Raw genomic sequence first — 18,630 nt, 5'->3', positions numbered from 1 at the left:
CGTTCAGAAAGGAACTCTCATGAATCTCACCCCCAGGGAAATGGAGAAGCTGCTGCTGTTCACCGCGGCGCAGCTGGCGCGGCAGCGCAAGGATCGCGGTCTGAAGCTCAACTATCCGGAGACGGTCGCGCTGATCAGCTGCGCGGTCGTCGAGGCGGCGCGGGACGGCAGGTCGGTCGCCGAGTGCATGGAGCTCGGCAAGAAGGTCATCGGCCCGGACGACGTGCTGCCGGGGGTGCGCGGGATGCTCTCGCTCCTGCAGGTCGAGGCGGTTTTCGACGACGGAACCAAGCTGGTGTCCTGTCACGATCCGGTCGGCGCGCAATGACGGTGCCGCGCTACGAGATCCTGCTCGCGGCGGGGGCGGAGAGCCTCGGCGGCCGCTGCCTGCCGACGCTGCTCGGCCCGGACGCGCTGCGGATCTGTGCGGTTGATCGCGAGCTGCGGTCGGCGATCTCGCGGCGCCCGGCCGTGGTCGTGCCGATGACGCTGGGCCGCGATCCGGACCTCTCCCCCGTGGCGGCCCAGGCCCTGCGCTGGGCGGCGCGCGGGCGGGCGGAGGGGGAACTGCTCCTGGCCCGGCCGCTGGCCGGCACCGGTCACCTGGTCGGCTGGCTGCGGGCCGCGCTCGTCCACGCCAGGCTCACGGCCGCCTCCGCCGTCCTGCTGGTGGCGCCCGCGATCGGGCCCGAGCCCGACGCCGAGCTGTTCAAGATCGCCCGGCTCGTCCGGCAGTTCACCCCGGTCCGCTGGGTCGAGGTCGCGCTGAGCGGCGGCGACCCCGACGTGGACGAGAGCGTCGAGCGCTGCCGGCTGCTGGGCGCCGAGGAGGTCGTCCTGGTGCCCGCCTCCTTCGTCCCGGCGCCCGCCCGGCCCGGGACGCGGACGGCCGGGCCCCTCCTCGGGCGTGCCTCCCTCATCACGCTCATCCACCGGCGCGCCACGGAGGCCGAGCATCGCTGGAGCGGGCATCGCGACGACGGCCTGGCCGAACCGATGCCGCACACCCACACCCACGAGGAGACACGCACTCATGTCGGATGATCCATACCTCTACGGCAAAGGCGACATCGAGCTGAACGCCGGCCAGGCCCGGGTGACGCTCACCGTGCGCAACACCGGCGACCGCGCCGTCCAGATCGGCTCGCACTTCCACTTCTTCGAGGTGAACCGGGCCCTGAGCTTCGATCGCGAGCAGGCGTTCGGCACCCGCCTGGACATCCCGGCCGGGACCGCGGTCCGCTTCGAGGCCGGCGACACCAAACGGGTCACCCTCGTCGAGTACGGCGGCGGCCGGCGCATCGTCGGATTCGGCGGCCTGCTCAACGGCGGCATCCGCAGCCGCGACGCCCGCCAGGAGGCGCTCAGGCGCATGCGCGAGCGCGGCTACCTCGAAGAGCCGGAGCCGGCACCGGCCAAGACCGGCAAGAAGCCCGCCAAGTCCAGGAAGAAGGGCTGAGCCGCATGACCAGCATGAGCCGCCGGCAGTACGCGTCCATGTACGGCCCGACCGTGGGCGACCGGATCCGGCTCGGCGACACCAACCTGGTCGTCGAGGTGGAGAAGGACTACACCGAGGGCCACTACGGCGACGAGTCCCAGTACGGCGGGGGCAAGACCGCCAGGGACGGCATGGCCGCCGATCCGGCCACCGGCGCGACCGTCGCCCTCGACCTGGTGATCACCAACGCGGTGATCATCGACCCCGTCCTGGGGGTCGTCAAGGGCGACATCGGCGTCAAGGACGGGAAGATCGTCGGGGTGGGCAAGTCCGGCAACCCGCACACCCAGAACGGCGTCGACCGGCGCCTGATCATCAGCGCCAACACCGAGGTGATCTCCGGCGAGAACCTCATCGCCACCGCCGGCGGGATCGACACCCACGTGCATCTCATCGCACCCCAGCAGGTCGAGAACGCGCTCAGCAACGGCGTCACCACGCTGGTCGCCGGCGGCACGGGCCCGGCGGACGGCAGCCGCGGCTGCACCACCACCCCCGGCGCCTGGAACATCGGCCGCATGCTGCAGGCCTTCGAGAACATCCCGATCAACATCGGCGTGCTCGGCAAGGGCAACAGCAGCCTGCCCGGCGTGCTGGAGGAGCAGATCCGGGCGGGGGCCTGCGGGCTGAAGGTCCACGAGGACTGGGGTGCCACGCCCGCGGTGATCGACTGCGCGCTCTCGGTCGCCGACCAGCTCGACATCCAGATCACCGTGCACACCGACACGCTCAACGAGGCCGGGTTCGTCGAGGACACGATCAGCGCCATCAACGGGCGCGCGATCCACACCTACCACTCCGAGGGCGCCGGCGGCGGCCACGCCCCCGACATCCTCCGGGTGACCGGGGAGCCGAACGTCTGCCCGGCCTCGACCAACCCGACGCTGCCGTACACGGTCAACTCGATCGACGAGCTGCTCGACATGACGATGGTCTGCCACCACCTCAGCTACGACGTGCCGGAGGACGTGGCGTTCGCCGAGAGCCGCGTGCGGGCCGAGACCATCTCCGCCGAGACCGTCCTGCACGACCTGGGCATCATCAGCATCATCGGCTCCGACTCCCAGGCCATGGGCCGCATCGGCGAGTCGTTCACCCGCGCCTTCCAGGTCGCCCACCACTGCAAGGACAAGCGCGGCCCGCTGCCCGAGGACTCCGCGCGCAACGACAACTTCCGGGTCCTGCGTTACCTCGCCAAGCTCACGATCAACCCGGCACGCGTCTCGGGCATGGCCGACACCATCGGCTCGCTGGAGGACGGCAAGCTGGCCGACATCGTCCTGTGGCCCGTGTCCACGTTCGCGGCCAAGCCCACGATGGTCATCAAGGGCGGCCTGATCAGCTGGGCCCAGATGGGCGACGCCAACGCCTCGCTGCCGACCCCGCAGCCCATCTACTACCGCCCGATGTACGCCGCCTACGGCAGCGCGCTGGCGGCGACGTGCGTCACCTTCCTGTCGGGCGCGGCCATCGACGACGGCGTGCCCGACCGTCTCGGCCTGCGCCGCATGGTCCGTCCGGTACGGCAGTGCCGTACCGTCGACAAGCGGCACATGGTGCGCAACGCGACGCTGGGCGACATCCGCGTCGACCCGGAGACCTACAAGGTGACCTTCAACGGCGAGCCCGTGCACATCGAACCGGCCGGGAAGCTGCCGCTGAACCGGCTGTTCTTCCTGTGAGCGAGGACCTCGGCGCGCTGCTGGCCCAGCTCCAGCTGACCGACTCCGGCTTCCCGAGCGGGATGTACACGCTGTCGCACGGGCTCGAGGGCTACACCCAGCTCGGGCCGGTGGGCCCGGACGGGCTGCGCGAGCTGCTGGCCGACCTGCTCCGCAACATGGTGGGGCCGGGGGACGCCGCCGCGCTCGTCCTGGCCCACCGCGCGGTCCTGGCCGACGACTGGGAACGGCTGGCCGAGGTCGACCGCAGGCTGCACGCGACCAAGCTCGTCCCGGAGCAGCGCACGGCGTCGGTGCGCACCGGACGCCAGGTCCTGGACACGGCCGCGTTCGCCTTCCCGATCCCCGAGGCCGCGCGGCTGGCGGAGCTGGTGGCCGCCAAGGCCACGCCGGGCAACCACGCCGTGGTCGTGGGCGCCCTGTACGCGGGCCTCGGTGTCGGCGAGGAGCGGGCCGTGGCCGCCGACCTGTACGCGTTCGCCGCCGGCTACGTGACGGCGGCGGTCCGCCTGGGATGCACCGACTTCCGCCGTGCGCAGGCGTTGCTGCGTGCCGTACGGCCGGATCTGGAGGGTGTCGCGCGGGCGGCGCTCGGCGCCGGGGACCCGCGGGACCTGCACAGCTCGGTTCCGCTCGCCGACACCGTCGCGGCGGGGCACCAGCGGGCGCCGGCCCGGCTGTTCATCACCTGACCAACCACGCGAGAGGGCGGAGAACATGGAACTGGAGAAGGTCTTCAAAGTGGGGATCGGCGGCCCGGTCGGTTCGGGGAAGACCGCGCTGATCGAGGCCCTCGTCCCGATTCTGCGCGACAGGGGCCACAGCATCGGGGTGATCACCAACGACATCTACACGCAGGAGGACGCCGAGCACGTACGGCGCACGCTGGCGGGCATCCTCGACCCCGGGCGGATCGTGGGCGTCGAGACCGGCGCCTGCCCGCACACGGCGGTCCGCGACGACCCGACGATGAACCTGGCGGCGGGCGCCGACCTGCTGGACCGCTTTCCCGACATCGACCTGCTGTTCTACGAGAGCGGCGGCGACAACCTGACCCTCACCTTCAGCCCGGTGCTCGCCGACATGTTCGTCTTCGTGCTGGACACCGCCGAGGGCGAGAAGATGCCGCGCAAACGCGGTCCCGGCACCACGAACTCCGATCTTCTGGTCATCAACAAGATCGACATCGCCCGGTACGTGCGCACCGACCTGGGGGTCATGGAGCGGGACGCCCGGATGGTACGCGGCGACGGCCCGGTCGCGCTGACCGACTGCCTGACCGGCACGGGGGTCGGTGCGGTCGCCGACCTCATCCAGAGCCGGGCGGGGGCCGCGTGTACCGCTCCGGCGTGACCGTGCTCGGCGGCGGCGGCGTACCCGATCGGCTGGCTCCCGAGCGCTACCAGCCGGACTGGATCCCCGAGCCGGTCCGTCGCCACTCCGGCCGGCTCGACACCCTGCCCGTCGGCTCGCCCGGCAAGGTCGGCGTGCTGGATCTGGCGTTCCGGCGCGTGGGTGAGCGGACCGAGCTGACCGGGCATTTCCAGAAGGCTCCGCTGCACATCACCCGGCCGCATTACTACGATCCGGCCGTGCAGGGCATGCCGTACGTGATGCTCATGATGTCCGGCGGCGGCGTGCTCCAGGGGGATCGCTACCGCGTGGACGTCTCGTGCGCGGCCGGGGCGTCGGTGCATCTCACCACGCAGGGCGCGACCCGGCTGTACCGGATGGAGCACGACTACGCCACGCAGCTGGTCGAGCTGAACGTCGGTCCCGGCGGGTATCTCGAGTACCTGCCCGATCCCGCCATCGCCTTCGCCGGCAGCCGCTTCTACCAGCGGACCGCGGTCACCGCGGCGCCCGGCGCGACCGTGGTGCTGGGCGAGACGATGCTGGCGGGCCGGCTCGCCAGGGGTGAGCGGCACGCGTACACGGCCTATTGCACCGACGTGGAGGTGCGCGAGCCCGGCGGCGATCTCCTGTTCGCCGACCCGATGCGCCTGGTGCCCGGAGACAGGCCGGTGGACGGGCCGGCGGTCATGGCGGGTTTCGGCGTCGTGTCCACCCTGTACGTCGTCACCGGCGGCCATCCGGCGCAGGAGGTCGCCGACACGATGCACGAGGCGCTGAGGGGCTCCGGCCTGCGGGCCGGGGCGGCGGTGCTGCCGGAAGGCCGGGGAGCCTGGGCCCGGTTCCTCGGCGAGCGCTCCCCCGAGGTCCTGTCCGCCTTCCACGGTGTCTGGGACGCCGTTCGCCGCCTGCTGCTGGGCGTACCGGCGCCGGAGGCCCGCAAGCAGTGACGGTCAGCCCATGCGCAGTTCGCTGTCGAGGCCCTCGGCCTGCTCGCTCGCGCTGGCGCGGAGCCGGAAAAGGCGGTCCACGGCCTTTCCGATGAGAAACGTCAGCACAAAAGAATAGGCGCCGACTGCGAGAATGGCGACGATCTGCTTGCCGAGCAAGGCGATGGAACCGCCGAAGAACAATCCGGCGATCGGGCTTCCGTATTGTCCGGTGGCGAAGAAACCGAGCAGCACCAGGCCGACGATGCCGCCCGCTCCGTGAATGCCCACGACGTCCAGGGTGTCGTCGTAGCCGACGGTCGTCTTGATCTCCACGGCGTACGAGCAGACCACGGCGGCCACGATGCCGATGACCGTCGCGCCGAGGAGGTTGACGTACCCGCAGGCCGGGGTGATCGCGACCAGGCCGGCGAGCGCGCCGGTGGTGCCGCCCAGCCGGGAGAACCGGCCGAAACGCCGGCGTTCGAGGAGCATCCACACGATCATCGCCACGCAGGCGCACATCATCGTGTTCGTCACGGCATTGGCCGCCAGGGCGCCGTCCGTCAGCGCCGACCCGCCGTTGAACCCGAACCAGCCGAACCACAACAGGCCCATGCCGGTCATCACCATCGGGATGTTCTCCGGCTGCGGCGGCCCCTCCCGGCGAAAGCGCACCGACGGACCGAGCACCAGCGCCAACGCCAGCCCCGCCACCCCCGAGTTCAGCTCGACGAGCAGGCCGCCGGCGAAGTCGAGCACCCCCCAGCGGTTGATCCAGCCGCCCTTGGAGAAGACCCAATGCGCGATCGGCACGTAGACCAGCGTCATCCAGACGACGCCGAAGACCATCCACGGCCCGAGCCGCACCCGGTTGGCCACCGCGCCGCTGATCAGCGCGAGTGTGATGATCGCGAAGACGAGCTGGAAGAGGGAGAAGACGTAGAGCGGGATCCTGCCGTAGGGGACGGATGGGCTGACCTCGAAGAACTCCCAGTCGCCCCAGCCGATCAGCCCGGCCCCGCCCAGGTCCCTGCCGAACGCCAGGCCGTAGCCGTACAGGAACCAGATCACCGTCACCACGGCGATGGAGACGAAGCTCATGTAGAGCACGCTGATGACGTTCTTCGCGCGGACCATGCCCCCGTAGAAGAGCGCGAGGCCCGGCGTCATGAGAAGCACCATCGCGAAACTCACCAGCACCCACGCGGAGTCCCCGGTATTCAACCCATCCGCCATGTGAGAGCTCCTTCTAGAATCGCGGGCCGCCCAGGGAATATGACCCTCGTCCGGCGCCCGAAAACGCGCATTGAACCCTTTCGGCGGACGGCTTGATTATCGCGACAATTCTTTTACCGAAGGGCAGACGAAAGGCGGCTCGCGGTGCAGCCACCACAGCGACCCGAACGCCACCGCCGCCAGCACCCCGGCGGACACGGCGGCGAGGCTGCCGTTCAGCGCGTGGATCGCGGCGTCGCCCAGCTGGATCAGCCCGCTCGCCCACAGCAGCGCCGTCAGCGCGCCGCGCGCGCCACGGGCCAGCGACACCAGCAGCGCGCCGCCGACCGCCAGCGAACGGACCGCGCAGGCCCGCGCGAACACGTCCACCCCCGGCGTGACCTCGGCCCCCGCGGGCAACGCGAGACCGGGGTCGGCGATCACGAGGACCGAGACCGCCAGCGTCACCAGCGCCGCGAGCACGTTGAGCGTGACGAACACCCGGCTACGCATGGCTCAGCGGCTCCAGCGGCCCGGTCAGCCGCTCGGGGCGCAGGCCGAACGCGACGATCCGCCCGAACAGGTGCGGGAAGCCCCGCCAATGCCGCAGCGTGCGCAGGGGCTGCGGGATGCGCAGCGGTGCGCCGCCGGTGCCGGCGGCGTCGATGCCGGCGGCCACGAAGCTCTCCTGCGCCCGCCGCTGGGCGAGCTGGGTGAGCACGGTCGGCCATTGGCGGCGCCGTTGCACGCGGGCCAGGTCCCGGTCGGTGACGTGGCCGCGGCGCAGGGCGGGCAGCAGGATGCGGGCGCTCGCGACCGCGTCCTGGATGGCCAGGTTGATGCCGACGCCGGCGATCGGGGACATGGCGTGCGCGGCGTCGCCGATCAGCAGCGCGCCGGGCGCCCACCAGCGGTCCAGCCGGTCGATGCGGATCTGCAGGACCGCGATGTCGTGCGGGTCGAGCGCGGCCATCCGATCCTCCGTGTACGGCGCCAGCCGCGCGATGGTCCGGCGCACCCACGCGGCGTCGTGGGCACGTGCGGCCTCGGCCGTACCCTTGCCGATCAGCAGCGCCACCTGCCAGTAGTCACCGCGGTTGATCATGATGAGGCCGCCGGAGGAGGAGAAGCGCAGCATCGTGCCCTCCGGGTCGCCGTCGGCGCGCGGTACGCGTACGTACAGGCAGTCGTGCGGGGCGGTGGCGGCGCGCGGACGCAGCCCGAGCAGGCGGCGCACGGTGGAGTGGCGTCCGTCGGCCGCCACGACCAGGGGCGCGTCGAGGCGGTGGGTCCGGCCGGTGTCCTTGTCCAGGTAGCGCACGCCGCCCACCCGGCCCGCCGTCGTGATCAGGTCGGTCACCTCGGCGTTCTGCGCGAGGTGGAAGGACGGTGCGGCGCTCGCGGCCTCGGCGAGCAGGTTGAGGAAGTCCCATTGGGGCACCAGCGCGATGTGCTGGTGACGGCCGGGCAGGCGGGTGAAGTCCTCGGTGACGGCGCCGTCGTCGAAGCGCATGTGCAGCCGCCGTTCACGCTGCTGCGGCAGCCGGGCGAACCGCTCGCCCAGGCCGAGCTGATCCAGCAGGCCGAGTGTGGAGGCGTGCACCGTGTCGCCGCGGAAGTCACGCAGGAAGTCGGGGTACTTCTCCAGCACCGCCACCTCCACGCCCGACCGTGCGAGCAGCAGGCCGAGCACCATGCCCGCCGGGCCGCCGCCGGTCACGACGCAGGAGAGCGAGGTTCTCGCGATGGATCCCATCTCACTCCTTCACTAAGTGGGGACAAATTCCCCGCTTCGTTCGGACTGTAACATAACCGGGGAGAGTGTCCACGGTTAGGGAGCGGTCCGTGAAAGAGCTACGCGCCGACGCCAGGCGCAACAGGGAGCAGATCCTGCGCGCCGCGCACCTGGCCTTCCTGGAGCAGGGGCCGGAGGCTCCGCTCGACCAGATCGCCGAACGGGCCGGCGTGGGCAACGCCACCCTCTACCGGCACTTCCCCACCCGCCTGGAGCTGATCAGGTGCGTGGCCTTCGATCACATGGGCCAGATGGCCGCGCTGGCGACCGGCACCCTGGCCGCCGCGCCCACCGCCCGGCGGGCGCTCACGGTCTTCGCCACGCGGGTGGTCGAGCGGGGCGTGGTGGCGATGCTGCCCATCCTCGGTGGCCACGTCGAGACCGACCCGCAGTTCCAGACGGCCCGCGCCGAACTCCTGGACGCGCTGGAGGCGCTCCTCGCGGCGGCCCGAGCGGAAGGGGTGCTGCGCGACGACGTCGGGGCGGCCGATCTGGTGATGTTCCTCGCCGTGCTGACCCGGCCGCTGCCGACGGTCTCCGAGCAGCTCAACGACGCGGTACGCGCCCGCATGCTGACCACGCTCCTGGACGGCCTGCGCCCGCGGGAGGCGACCCCGCTGCCCGGCGAGCCGATCAGCGCCGACCAGATCACGGCCGACCTGTCCACGGGGAGGGCCTAGAGGTCAGGGCGGCCCCGCCCAGTGCAGGGCGATGTACGGCTCGGCCTGGCCCCAGTAGCGGACCCGTTCGCGGGTGATCCGGTACCCGGCGCGCCGCTCGGGCTCGTCCGGCCGGCCGCGCGGGACGGGGATGTCCAGGATGCCGATGTCCTGGTCGACGTGGGCGAGCTCGCCATGGCACGGCCCGCCGAGACAGATGGCGTTGCAGCCGGACAGCGTCACGACCACCAGTTTACATTCCGCATATTCAACCCCGAAGCCCCCTCTTTCCTGGCAACCGCAGCATGATCCAGCGCTGCGCCCTGGCATCCACCGGTGCCCGGGTTCACCGGGCACCGGCAGGGTCAGGTCAGGTCCGGCGCCAGAGGGCGGGGACGTTCGGCGGCTCCCAGCCGGGGATCGCCGTGTGCGCCTGCAGGCACTGGTAGGTGGCGCCGTTGTAGGTCACCTGCGTGCCTGGGGTGTAAGAGGTGCCCGCCGCCCAGGTCCCGGCGGGACCGGTGGCCGTGGGCGTCGGGGTGGGGGTGACCGTCGGGGTCACAGTGGGCGTCGGGGTGGGGGTGGGCTCGCCGGGGCCGCTGCCGATCTGGAGGTCGACGCAGTTGTAGAAGGCCATCTGGGTGTCGGCGATGTTCCAGATGGCCAGCAGCTTGATGCGGCCGGTCCGGTTGCCGAGGTCGACGGTGTGGGTGAGCGTGGACGGCGGCTGCCTGCCCCGGTCGTTGAACACCGCGACCCGCTCGGTGCCCACGTAGTACTCCCAGGTGCTGGTGGAGTGCGGGACCGGGATGTACCACTTGAAGTTCACGGTGCTGGTGACGGTCGTGACCGGCCACGGCTTGGAGTCGTCGCTGAGCGGGGCCCAGCGGGCGTCGCCGGCGTGGCAGTTGCGCTGGCCCTTGGGCCCTTCGACGCTCTGCGGCTCCCAGACGATCTGCCCGCAGTTGGGGACCTTGCCGGCGTGGCAGTTGGCCTGGCGGCTGGGCGGGTTGGTGATGAAGCCGTGCGCGGAGGCGGGCGAGGCGTTGTACACAACGGTGGTTGTGGCGACGACCGCCATGGCAATGAAGGTGATCAACCTTCGCATGTCATGCTTCCTCTACGGTGGCTAGGGGGTTGCTTCCTCCTTCATAAAAAAGGAAAGTTTCCTATTAGTGAAGTCTCCGGTCGGGAAAGGTCAATTTCCCCGAAGGAGCCGGGTCAGCACCCGGGTGCCGAACTCCAGGCCCTCCACCGGCACCCGCTCGTCCTTGCCGTGGAACATGCCGAAGTAGTCCAGGTCCGGGCGGAGCATCAGCGGCGCGAAGCCGTAGCCCTCGATGCCGATCCTGGCGAACGACTTGGCGTCGGTGCCGCCGCTCATCAGGTACGGGACGGGCCTGGCCTTCGGGTCCTCGGCGAGCAGGGCGGCGGCCATCTCGTCGAAGAAGGGCGAGGGGTAGGGGGCGGCGGGGGCGTCCTCCAGGTTGACGAACTCCCGGGTGATCTTGGGGCCGAGCAGGTCGTCGATGGTGGCCAGGAACTCCTCCTGCAGGCCGGGCAGGTAGCGGCCGTCCACGTGGGCGGAGGCGGTGGAGGGGACGACGTTGACCTTGTAGCCGGCGTCCAGCATGGTCGGGTTGGCGGAGTTGCGGATCTGGCCTTCGAAAAGGGTGCCCAGCACGCCCAGGCGCTCGGCCTCCTCGTCCAGGCGGCCGACGTCGATGGGGTCGCCGGTGATCTCGGCCAACGACTGGATGAGGGCCTTCACGGCCGGCGTCAGGCGTACCGGCCACTCGTGGGTGGCCACGCGCGACAGGGCGTGGACGAGGGTGGCGACCGGGTTGTCGATCGCGGGGCGGGAGCCGTGGCCGGCCACGCCGTGGGCGGTGAGCTTCATCCAGGCGGTGCCGCGCTCGCCCACGGCGACCGGGTAGACGCGCTCGTCGCCGGCCGGGACGCTGAAGCCGCCGGACTCGCTGATCGCCTCGGTGACGCCGTCGAACAGCTCGCGGTGCTCGGTGACGGCGTGGCGCGAGCCGTACTCGCCGGTGGCCTCCTCGTCGGCGAGGAAGGCCAGGACCAGGTCGCGCTTGGGGCGCTCGCCGCGCGCGGCCATGCCGAGGACGGTGGCGAGCGTCATCGAGCAGGAGCCCTTCATGTCGACGGCGCCGCGGCCGTAGACGCAGCCGTCGGTGATCTCGCCGGAGAAGGGGTGCATGCGCCATTCGGCGGGGTCGGCGGGCACGACGTCGAGGTGGCCGTGGATGAGCAGCGCGTCGGGCGAGTCGCCGTCGATGCGGGCCACGACCGTGGTGCGCCTGGGCGCCGACTCGAACACCTCCGTGGCGATGCCCCCGTCCTCCAGCAGCGTGGCCACGTACTCGGCGGCCGGACGCTCGCCCGAGCCCGGGTTGGTGGTGTCGAACCTGATCAGGTCCGAGCAGATCTCGGCGACGCTCTTCACTTGGCTCCCCGAAGGTCGAGTGCGGTCACTTCCGGCGTGTCGAAGTGGAAAATACGGCCGTAGAAGGCCAGTTCGGCTTCGAGCGCCGCGACGATAGTCTCCTCCCGGCGCCAGCCGTGCTGCTCGCCGGGGAAGGTGAGCAAGGCCCACTCTTTGCCGTGCCTGTCCAGTTCGGCGACGAAGCGCTCGGCCTGGCCCACGTCCACGATCTTGTCCTCCAGGCCGTGCATCATCAGGCAGGGGCCCGAGGCGCGGCCTGCGTGCAGCAGCGGCGAGCGCTCGCGGTAGCGCTCACCGGTCTCGGGCAGCGGGCCGATGAGGCCGTCCAGGTAGCGCGACTCGAAGTCGTGCGTCTCGCCCGCCCAGGCCGCCGGGTCGGTGATCGCGTAGTGGGCCACGCCGCCGGCGAACACGTCGCTGTGCACCAGCGCGGCCACGGTGGTCCAGCCGCCGGCGCTGCCGCCGCGGATGGCGAGCCTGGCCGCGTCCGCGCGTCCCAGCTCGACCAGGCCGCGCGCGACCTTGGCGCAGTCGTGCACGTCCACGACGCCCCACTGATGCCGCAGCCGCTCCCGGTAGGCCCTGCCGTACCCGGTCGAGCCCCCGTAGTTGACCACGGCCACGCCCAGCCCGCGCGAGGTGAAGTAGGCGATCTCCAGGTCGAGCATCAGCGGGTGCATGCCGGTCGGGCCGCCGTGCACGAAGACGACGTAGGGGGCGGGGCCGGTCGCGGGCGGGTAGAGGTGGGCGTGCACGCCCTCGATCACGACGGTCTCGGGCGTGGGCAGCAGCTCGCGGGGCGGCAGCGGCTTGGGCGCCGACACGACGGTGTGCGCGCCGTCGGCGAGGCTGACCGCCGTCACCTCCATCGGCGTGTACGGCGAGGCCGCCACCCCGGCCGCGATCCCGCCCGCGGCCGACACCGTCGAGGCCCAGTGGGTGGCGTCGCCGCCGAGGTCGCGGATGGCGCCGCCGGCCGGGTCGAGCAGCCCGAGCCGGCGATCGTCGGGCGAGCCGTACACGACGACCAGCCCCTCCCCCGCCACCGCGAACCAGGCGGCGCCCGGCTTCCACACCGCGTTGCCGAACTCCAGCTCCACCGGCGTCAGGTTGCGCGAGCGGGAGCCGTCGCGGGCGATCTCGTGCAGGTTCCACCAGCCGGTCGGGTCGGTGACGGCGTAGAGGGTGTCCGGGTCGCGCCATTCGGCCTGCACGACCGATTCGCTCTCACCGCCCGCGACCACCCGGTACGGCCCCGCCGCCCCCTCCGAGTCCAGCTCCGCCACGCACAGCTCGGTGCCGTCCCAGGGCATGCTGGGGTGATCCCAGCCGATCCAGGACAGGTGCCGCCCGTCCGGCGACAGGCGGGCGTTCATGAGGAAGTGGTGGGCCTTGACGATCACCCGCGGCTCGCCGCCGTCCAGCGGGACCGCCACCAGGTCGCGGGCGGCGCCGCCGGTCTCCCTGACCGCCCAGACCTCCTCGCGGCCGGGCGGCACATAGAGGTCGCCGTAGTGGTGGGGGCCCTCGGGCGTCAGGGGGATCGGGTCTTTCTCCGGGTGGAGCAGGTACAGGCGCTGGTCGGCCCAGTGGGTGAAGACGAGCGCGCCGCCGGGCAGCGGGCGCCAGGACCGCCCGCCGTACTCGATGAGCCGGTTGCGCGCGTTCCATCCCCGCGGCAGGACGTCGTGGCGCGAGCCGTCCGGCAGGCGGCGCACCACGCAGCGGCGCCCGCCCTCCCGCGGGCGGGGCTCGTCCCACCACACCTCGACGCCGTCCGGCGTCTGGACGGCCTCCACCCACTGGGCGGCGCCGTCGGTTCTGGCCACGTCGATCGCGCTGATGCTCATGGTGGTCACCAATTGCCGTTGGAAGGGGGAAGCACGTGCCCGGACGGGTGCAGGACGTAGGCGATGCCGCCGGTGCCCGAGCTCCTCAGCCAGACGTTCTCGAACGCCGCCCTCGGATAGACCCTGCGCACCTCCGGGACGGCGGGGTCGTTGACGACGACGTCGCCCGTGGCGGTGAAGCCGGCGACGACCAGGATGTGGCCGCCGGTGGAGTAGCCCGAGCCGGGCAGCTCGTGCTCCTTGAACGACAGGGACGTGATCACCGGGACACCGGCCCTGACGAGCGTCTCCAGTTCCAGGGCCGAGCGGAGCCTGGTGACGAAGCCGTCCAGGCCGTAGCGGCCGGCGTAGGCGACGCTGAAGGGCCAGTTGCCGGTGCCCTGGTAGCTCTGGTCGTACATGCCGCGGGCGGCGTGGTCGACGGCGGGGCAGGGGTCGCCGGGGGTGACCCAGGACAGGTCGGCGGGTTCCGGGCCGCTGCCCCAGTAGGCCAGGACCATGGCGACCGAGGCCGGGCTGCACCAGTTGGCGCCGCCGCCGTCCCATTCGGGGTAGTGGCCGGTGTGCTCGCGCTGGGAGTAGCGGGGGACGTCGAGTTCCACGGCCGCGGCCGTACCCGCGGGGGTGGGCGCCACGCTCGGGCGGTGCGGGATCGCCGAGGCCAGCACCCCGAGCGACCTGACCCGAGCGCCCGCGCCGTGCGTTTCCACGCGCACCCGGCAGGCGGTCACCGGCGCCTTGGCCACGAACGTGTCGACGGCCACGTCGCCGTGCTCGTCGCCCTGGCCCGGCACCGACGTACGGCCGGGCTCCTCCGACCACCGGCCCATCACGTACCACTTGGTCGGCTCACCGGAGTCCAGCCTGGCCTGCAGCGCGACCTCGATCCACGAGCCTTCCGGGGCGCTCGCGGTCCACGAGGGCACCAGTTCGGTCGCGGCGAAGCCCAGCTCGGTGAAGGCGGTGCGGCCTGGGGCGAGCCGGGTGTAGGAGACGGGCACCGGCACCATTGTGGTTTCGGCAGGCAGGGCGCGCATCGGAAGGTTTACGTACTGGTGGCGGCGAGGGTGGCGATCCAGGCGGCGAGCATCTCCACGACGTCGCCGAAGGTGTCCTCCTCCGCGGGTATCTCCCGGTGGGCCGCGGCGCGGGCGCGCCAGCGCTCGATCTCGCTGTGCCCGGCCACGACGGCGATCGTCTGGCGCCAGGCGCGGTGGGCGTCGCCGGGTGACAGGCCGAGCGCCGTGAAGAAGGCGAGCATGGCCTCGTTGGAGCGCCGGGTGTTGTCGTGCACGTCGAGCGCGGTGGTCTCGGCCAGGCGCAGCGCCGCCGGGTGGCGCCGGTAGAGGTCGAGCAGGCCGAGGCAGAGCTCGCGCAGGCTGTCGTGCCAGTGGGCCGGGTCGAGCTCGGGCAGGAGCCACTGGCTCTGGAGCTGGTCGGCGGCCAGGCGTACGGCGTCGTCGCGGTCGGCCACGTACTTGTACAGCGCCCGCGGCGTGACCTCCAGGTGCGCGGCGAGCGCGCGCATGGTCAGCTCCGCGTCGCCGAGTTCGAGCACCGCGCGCCCGATGGCCTCGCGGGTGAGCGTCGGCCGCCCCTTGCGGAACTCGGGCCGTTTCCTGGTGCGCTCCATCGGGCGGCAGCTTATCAGCCTTGAAGTTCACACATGTGGACTTTAAGGTGAGGGCAGCCTTCCCTAAGGAGCTCCCCTTGGCTGTCCTGATCATGACGATTGCCGCGACCGCGCTGCTCGTCATCGACATCACGATCGTCTCCATCGCGCTGCCGGCCATCCAGTCCGACCTCGGCGGCGGGCTGGCCGCGGCGCAGTGGATCATCATCGGCTACACCGTCACGTTCGGCGCCCTGCAGCAGCCCGCCGCCTCGCTGTCGGACCGCCTGGGCCGGCGCACGATGTTCACGGCGGGCATCACCGTGTTCACCGTGTCCTCGCTGGCCTGCGGCCTGGCCCAGTCGGCGCTCGCCCTGGACCTGGCCAGGCTCGCCCAGGGCGCCGGGGCCGCGCTGATCATGGCCAACGCGCTGCCGATGCTCGCCCAGACCTACGAGGGCCAGCGCCGCAACATGGCCATCGCCGTCTGGGGCACCACGCTCGGCGCCGCGGGGGCCGCCGCGCCGGTGCTCGGCGGCGTCCTGCTCGCCGTGGCGGACTGGCGCGCGTTGTTCCTGGTCAACGTCCCCGTGGGCGTCGTGGCCCTGTTCCTGTGCCGCCGCGTCCTGCCCGCCGACGGCGCGCGCGGCACCGCGCCGATCGACTGGCCGGGCGCGACACTGCTGCTGCTCCTTCTCACCGCGGCCAACCTGGCCCTCACCCTCGCCCAGTGGTGGTACGGCGCCGCCGCCGTCCTCCTGCTGGCCGCCTTCCTCCTGGTGGAACGCCGGGCCGCAGCCCCGGTCCTCGACCTGTCGCTGTTCCGCATCCCGACCTTCGTGGCCGCCTCGCTGCTGGCGTTCGTCTCCCGGGTGGCCACGATCGGCAGCTCGGTCTACTACGTCCTGTACTTCGAACGCGAGCTCGGCCTCACCCCGCTGGCCACCGGCCTGCTCCTGGCCGCCATCCTCATCCCCCAACTGCTCACCGGCCTGCTGGCGGGCAGGCTCCAGGCCCGGTTCTCGCCGTCGTTCCTCATCGCCGGGGGCTCGGCCGTTCTGGGGCTCGGCGGCGTCCACATGGCGATGACCATCGCGCCGGGCGCGAGCGCCTGGGACTTCCTGCCCGGCCTCATCCTGTGGGGCGTGGGCGGCGGCCTGGCCGCGACGCCCAAGACCACGCTCGCGGTCAACGTGGTGGAGAAGGAACGGGCCGGGATGGCCTCCGGCATGGTCAACACCATGCTGGCCATCGGGGCGGCGGCGGGCGTGGGCCTGCTCGGCATCCCCTACGCGGCGGGTGGCGCCTCCCTGGTCATGTACACGGCCGCGGGGCTGTCGGTCGTGACGGCGGTCATCGCGCTGGCGCTGGTCCGCAGCAAGGACCTCGTGACCGGCGCTCCGGCCACCCGGTAACGCCCGCTCGCCCCCGGTTTCGCACTGTCAGGGCGGCGTCTTCGGCGGGGCTCTTCAGCGGGGTTTCCAGCGGGGTTTCCAGCGGGGTTCCGGCGAGGGTCTTCGGTGAGGGTCTTCAGCGGAGGGTGGAGCGGGTCAGGGCGCGGGAGACGCCCAGGGCGGCGGTCTTGACGGCGGGGGCCAGGCGGGTCGGGTGGAAGCGCGACAGCGGGACCGACACCGAGAGCGCGGCCACGACCGTGCCCTCGCGGAAGATGGGCGCGGCGATGCAGGCGCCGCCGATCTGCGCCTCCTCCCGCTCATAGGCCAGCCCCGCCACCTGGATCTGGCCGATCGCCTCCTCCAGCCGTTTGGCGTCCACGATGGAGTGCGCGGTGAGCCGGCGCAGAGGACGGGCGAGCACCTCGTCGATGAGGCCGGGCGAGGAGTAGGCCAGCAGCGCCTTGCCCACTCCGGTGCAGTTCAGGGGCAGCCGACCGCCGACGCGCGAGGGCAGCGCGAGCGACTCGTGCGCCCGCAGCTTCTCGACGTAGACGACGTCGAGGCCGTCGCGGACGCCGAGGTGGATGGTCTCGCGCGTGGCTTCGTACAGGTCGTGCATGAACGGCAGCGCCGCGTGCCGCAGGTCGCGCTCCAGCGGAACCGTGCTGCCCAGCTCGAACAGCCGCCGCCCCAGGACGTAGCCGCGCTCGCGGCGCTCGACGGCGCCGATGGCGGTCAGGTCGGTGAGGAGCCGGTAGGCGGTGGTCTTGGGGAGCTGGCAGCGCTCGGCGACCTCGATGAGGCGCAGCGGGCCGCCGGTGGGGCGGAAGGCGTCCAGCACGAGCCAGGATTTCTCCAGCATCGAGAGACGGTCCGGGTTCCGTGTCACGGAACGCATTCTTGTCTATCCCCCAGCAGGGGTTCTATACCAACATAGGCGTTAAATGTGCATTTATTGAGGAGCTGACCAGTGGTTGATCGCCTGGCCTGCCTGGCCATGGACCAAGAAGACCCGCTGCGCGCGTTCCGGGACGAGTTCGTGCTGCCGGAGGACGAGATCTACCTGGTCGGCAACTCGCTGGGCGCGCCGCCGCGTACCGCCGCCGAGCGCGTACGGCAGGCCGTCGAGGACGAGTGGGGCCGCCACCTCGTCGGCGGCTGGAACGAGGCGGGCTGGTACGCCCAGCCGCTGACCACCGGCGACCGCCTGGCCCCGCTGATCGGCGCCGGACCCGGCGAGGTCGTGGCCGGCAACACCACCTCGATCGCCGTCTACCAGGCCGTCAACGCCGCCATGCGCCTGCGCCCCGGCCGTGACGTGATCGTCGTGGACCGTGGCAACTTCCCCACCGACAACTACATGATCGAGGGCCTCGGCGAGCTGCGCGACATCGGCGAGGGCCGCTTCGACGACGCCGCCTGTGTCCTGCTGTCGGAGGTGGACTACCGCACCGGCGCCCGCTACGACGTGCCCGAGGTCACCGCCCGCGTCCAGGAGGCGGGCGCGCTGATGATCTGGGACGTCTGCCACAGCGTCGGCGCGCTGCGCGTGGACGTCTCGGCCGCCGACTTCGCCGTCGGCTGCACCTACAAGTACCTCAACGGCGGCCCCGGCGCCCCCGCCTTCCTGCGCGTCCATCCCCGCCACCAGGCCGCCGCCGAGAACGTCCTGTCCGGCTGGTACGGCCACGCCGAGCCGTTCGCCTTCGAACCCGGCTTCCGCCGGGCCGACGGCATCCGGCGCTTCACGGTCAGCACCCCGCACGTGCTGTCGTTCGCGGCGCTGGAGGCGGCGCTGGACATGTGGGAGCGGGTCGACCTCGACCAGGTCCGCGCCAAGAGCATGGCGCTGACCTCGCTCTTCATCGACCTGGTCGGCGACCGGCTGGAGCTGGCCTCCCCGCGCGACCCCGAGCGCCGCGGCAGCCAGGTGAGCTTCTACCACCACGACGGCTACCCGGTGATGCGCGCGCTCATCGACCACGGCGTGCACGGCGACTTCCGCGCCCCCGACATCCTGCGCTTCGGCTTCGCCCCCCTCTACACCCGCTACGTGGACGTCTGGAACGCCGCCCAGACCGTGGCCGAGGTACTGGAGAAGGATCTGTGGCGCGAGGACAGGTACGCGGTCCGCCTGGCCGTCACCTGACCCACGCCGCGTGGCCGG

Annotated in this window: 19 protein-coding genes and 1 pseudogene; 10 read left to right on the top strand and 10 right to left on the bottom strand. The window is 71.8% G+C overall.

Translation table 11 applies throughout. The features are described 5' to 3' along the window. Positions 1 to 19 precede the first annotated feature (19 nt). The 7 genes and pseudogenes from ACFWYW_RS39815 to ACFWYW_RS39785 all read left to right on the top strand — a co-directional run bounded on the left by ACFWYW_RS39815 (position 20) and on the right by ACFWYW_RS39785 (position 5,486). On the top strand, positions 20 to 328 hold the full coding sequence (locus ACFWYW_RS39815; RefSeq protein ID WP_379617326.1) for an urease subunit gamma: 309 nt from the start codon (positions 20 to 22) through the stop codon (positions 326 to 328). Beyond that, a complete protein-coding gene (locus ACFWYW_RS39810; protein WP_379617328.1) occupies positions 325 to 1,044 on the top strand; it encodes a sirohydrochlorin chelatase in 720 nt (239 codons plus the stop codon). Before ACFWYW_RS39815 ends, ACFWYW_RS39810 begins: the two co-directional genes overlap by 4 nt. Next, positions 1,034 to 1,336: pseudogene (ureB, locus tag ACFWYW_RS39805) on the top strand (urease subunit beta); the annotation flags it as partial. The gene ACFWYW_RS39810 and the pseudogene ureB, both read left to right, overlap by 11 nt. 128 nt (positions 1,337 to 1,464) lie before the next feature. After that, a complete protein-coding gene (gene ureC / locus ACFWYW_RS39800; protein ID WP_379617330.1) occupies positions 1,465 to 3,183 on the top strand; it encodes an urease subunit alpha in 1,719 nt (572 codons plus the stop codon). After that, a complete protein-coding gene (locus tag ACFWYW_RS39795) occupies positions 3,180 to 3,875 on the top strand; it encodes an urease accessory protein UreF (protein WP_379617332.1) in 696 nt (231 codons plus the stop codon). Before ureC ends, ACFWYW_RS39795 begins: the two co-directional genes overlap by 4 nt. 25 nt (positions 3,876 to 3,900) lie before the next feature. Next, positions 3,901 to 4,536, top strand: a complete 636-nt coding sequence (gene ureG, locus ACFWYW_RS39790) for an urease accessory protein UreG (protein ID WP_379617334.1) — start codon at positions 3,901 to 3,903, stop codon at positions 4,534 to 4,536. Next, the gene (locus ACFWYW_RS39785; protein ID WP_379617336.1) at positions 4,533 to 5,486 is read left to right on the top strand and encodes an urease accessory protein UreD; all 954 of its coding nucleotides are present in this window, start codon (positions 4,533 to 4,535) and stop codon (positions 5,484 to 5,486) included. The genes ureG and ACFWYW_RS39785 overlap by 4 nt, the downstream gene beginning before the upstream one ends. A 3-nt stretch (positions 5,487 to 5,489) precedes the next feature. On the opposite strand, the gene ACFWYW_RS39780 is transcribed toward ACFWYW_RS39785, so the two are convergent. From ACFWYW_RS39780 to ACFWYW_RS39770, 3 genes are all read right to left on the bottom strand, one after another. Continuing rightward, positions 5,490 to 6,704: an ammonium transporter gene (locus tag ACFWYW_RS39780; protein WP_379617338.1), complete on the bottom strand. Its 1,215-nt coding sequence runs from the start codon at positions 6,702 to 6,704 to the stop codon at positions 5,490 to 5,492. 96 nt (positions 6,705 to 6,800) lie between these two features. Then, positions 6,801 to 7,196 carry a hypothetical protein gene (locus ACFWYW_RS39775; protein ID WP_379617340.1) on the bottom strand — a complete coding sequence of 132 codons (396 nt, stop codon included), beginning with the start codon at positions 7,194 to 7,196 and terminating at the stop codon, positions 6,801 to 6,803. Next, positions 7,189 to 8,439: an FAD-dependent oxidoreductase gene (locus ACFWYW_RS39770; RefSeq protein WP_379617342.1), complete on the bottom strand. Its 1,251-nt coding sequence runs from the start codon at positions 8,437 to 8,439 to the stop codon at positions 7,189 to 7,191. The genes ACFWYW_RS39775 and ACFWYW_RS39770 overlap by 8 nt, the downstream gene beginning before the upstream one ends. Before the next feature lie 89 nt (positions 8,440 to 8,528). Here ACFWYW_RS39770 and ACFWYW_RS39765 point away from each other — a divergent pair, with 89 nt between their 5' ends. Continuing rightward, on the top strand, positions 8,529 to 9,158 hold the full coding sequence (locus tag ACFWYW_RS39765; RefSeq protein WP_379617344.1) for a TetR/AcrR family transcriptional regulator: 630 nt from the start codon (positions 8,529 to 8,531) through the stop codon (positions 9,156 to 9,158). Positions 9,159 to 9,161: 3 nt separating this feature from the next. On the opposite strand, the gene ACFWYW_RS39760 is transcribed toward ACFWYW_RS39765, so the two are convergent. The 6 genes from ACFWYW_RS39760 to ACFWYW_RS39735 all read right to left on the bottom strand — a co-directional run bounded on the left by ACFWYW_RS39760 (position 9,162) and on the right by ACFWYW_RS39735 (position 15,087). Next, on the bottom strand, positions 9,162 to 9,380 hold the full coding sequence (locus ACFWYW_RS39760) for a hypothetical protein (RefSeq protein WP_379617346.1): 219 nt from the start codon (positions 9,378 to 9,380) through the stop codon (positions 9,162 to 9,164). Positions 9,381 to 9,507: 127 nt separating this feature from the next. Further along, a complete protein-coding gene (locus ACFWYW_RS39755) occupies positions 9,508 to 10,245 on the bottom strand; it encodes a lytic polysaccharide monooxygenase (RefSeq protein WP_379617348.1) in 738 nt (245 codons plus the stop codon). Positions 10,246 to 10,335: 90 nt separating this feature from the next. Then, a complete protein-coding gene (locus tag ACFWYW_RS39750) occupies positions 10,336 to 11,604 on the bottom strand; it encodes a M20/M25/M40 family metallo-hydrolase (protein WP_379617350.1) in 1,269 nt (422 codons plus the stop codon). After that, on the bottom strand, positions 11,601 to 13,454 hold the full coding sequence (locus ACFWYW_RS39745) for a prolyl oligopeptidase family serine peptidase (protein WP_379617352.1): 1,854 nt from the start codon (positions 13,452 to 13,454) through the stop codon (positions 11,601 to 11,603). Before ACFWYW_RS39745 ends, ACFWYW_RS39750 begins: the two co-directional genes overlap by 4 nt. A gap of 5 nt (positions 13,455 to 13,459) precedes the next feature. After that, on the bottom strand, positions 13,460 to 14,455 hold the full coding sequence (locus ACFWYW_RS39740) for a C39 family peptidase (RefSeq protein WP_379617354.1): 996 nt from the start codon (positions 14,453 to 14,455) through the stop codon (positions 13,460 to 13,462). 44 nt (positions 14,456 to 14,499) lie between these two features. After that, the gene (locus ACFWYW_RS39735) at positions 14,500 to 15,087 is read right to left on the bottom strand and encodes a TetR/AcrR family transcriptional regulator (RefSeq protein ID WP_379617356.1); all 588 of its coding nucleotides are present in this window, start codon (positions 15,085 to 15,087) and stop codon (positions 14,500 to 14,502) included. Positions 15,088 to 15,164: 77 nt separating this feature from the next. Here ACFWYW_RS39735 and ACFWYW_RS39730 point away from each other — a divergent pair, with 77 nt between their 5' ends. Next, a complete protein-coding gene (locus tag ACFWYW_RS39730; protein WP_379641228.1) occupies positions 15,165 to 16,481 on the top strand; it encodes an MFS transporter in 1,317 nt (438 codons plus the stop codon). Between the two features lie 115 nt (positions 16,482 to 16,596). Here the strand turns inward: ACFWYW_RS39730 and ACFWYW_RS39725 are convergent, their stop codons facing one another. Then, positions 16,597 to 17,325 carry an IclR family transcriptional regulator gene (locus ACFWYW_RS39725; RefSeq protein WP_379641226.1) on the bottom strand — a complete coding sequence of 243 codons (729 nt, stop codon included), beginning with the start codon at positions 17,323 to 17,325 and terminating at the stop codon, positions 16,597 to 16,599. Positions 17,326 to 17,460: 135 nt separating this feature from the next. On the opposite strand from ACFWYW_RS39725, the gene ACFWYW_RS39720 reads away from it, so the two are divergent. Next, positions 17,461 to 18,612 (top strand): kynureninase, encoded by a 1,152-nt coding sequence (locus ACFWYW_RS39720; RefSeq protein WP_379617539.1) that lies wholly within the window; start codon positions 17,461 to 17,463, stop codon positions 18,610 to 18,612. Positions 18,613 to 18,630 lie beyond the last annotated feature (18 nt).

This window comes from Nonomuraea sp. NPDC059023, from assembly GCF_042740095.1.
GTDB lineage: Bacteria > Actinomycetota > Actinomycetes > Streptosporangiales > Streptosporangiaceae > Nonomuraea.
The sequence above is the reverse complement of the archived record's forward strand: the minus strand, read 5'-3'. Positions and strand labels throughout refer to the sequence as shown.

Bases quoted from the DNA above. Each gene is read 5' to 3' on its own strand.
- ACFWYW_RS39815 (WP_379617326.1), top strand. From the start codon at position 20: ATGAATCTCACCCCCAGGGAAATGGAGAAGCTGCTGCTGTTCACCGCG.
- ACFWYW_RS39810 (WP_379617328.1), top strand. From the start codon at position 325: ATGACGGTGCCGCGCTACGAGATCCTGCTCGCGGCGGGGGCGGAGAGC.
- ureC (WP_379617330.1), top strand. From the start codon at position 1,465: ATGACCAGCATGAGCCGCCGGCAGTACGCGTCCATGTACGGCCCGACC.
- ureG (WP_379617334.1), top strand. From the start codon at position 3,901: ATGGAACTGGAGAAGGTCTTCAAAGTGGGGATCGGCGGCCCGGTCGGT.
- ACFWYW_RS39780 (WP_379617338.1), bottom strand. From the start codon at position 6,704: ATGGCGGATGGGTTGAATACCGGGGACTCCGCGTGGGTGCTGGTGAGT.
- ACFWYW_RS39775 (WP_379617340.1), bottom strand. From the start codon at position 7,196: ATGCGTAGCCGGGTGTTCGTCACGCTCAACGTGCTCGCGGCGCTGGTG.
- ACFWYW_RS39770 (WP_379617342.1), bottom strand. From the start codon at position 8,439: ATGGGATCCATCGCGAGAACCTCGCTCTCCTGCGTCGTGACCGGCGGC.
- ACFWYW_RS39755 (WP_379617348.1), bottom strand. From the start codon at position 10,245: ATGCGAAGGTTGATCACCTTCATTGCCATGGCGGTCGTCGCCACAACC.
- ACFWYW_RS39745 (WP_379617352.1), bottom strand. From the start codon at position 13,454: ATGAGCATCAGCGCGATCGACGTGGCCAGAACCGACGGCGCCGCCCAG.
- ACFWYW_RS39735 (WP_379617356.1), bottom strand. From the start codon at position 15,087: ATGGAGCGCACCAGGAAACGGCCCGAGTTCCGCAAGGGGCGGCCGACG.
- ACFWYW_RS39725 (WP_379641226.1), bottom strand. From the start codon at position 17,325: ATGCTGGAGAAATCCTGGCTCGTGCTGGACGCCTTCCGCCCCACCGGC.
- ACFWYW_RS39720 (WP_379617539.1), top strand. From the start codon at position 17,461: ATGGACCAAGAAGACCCGCTGCGCGCGTTCCGGGACGAGTTCGTGCTG.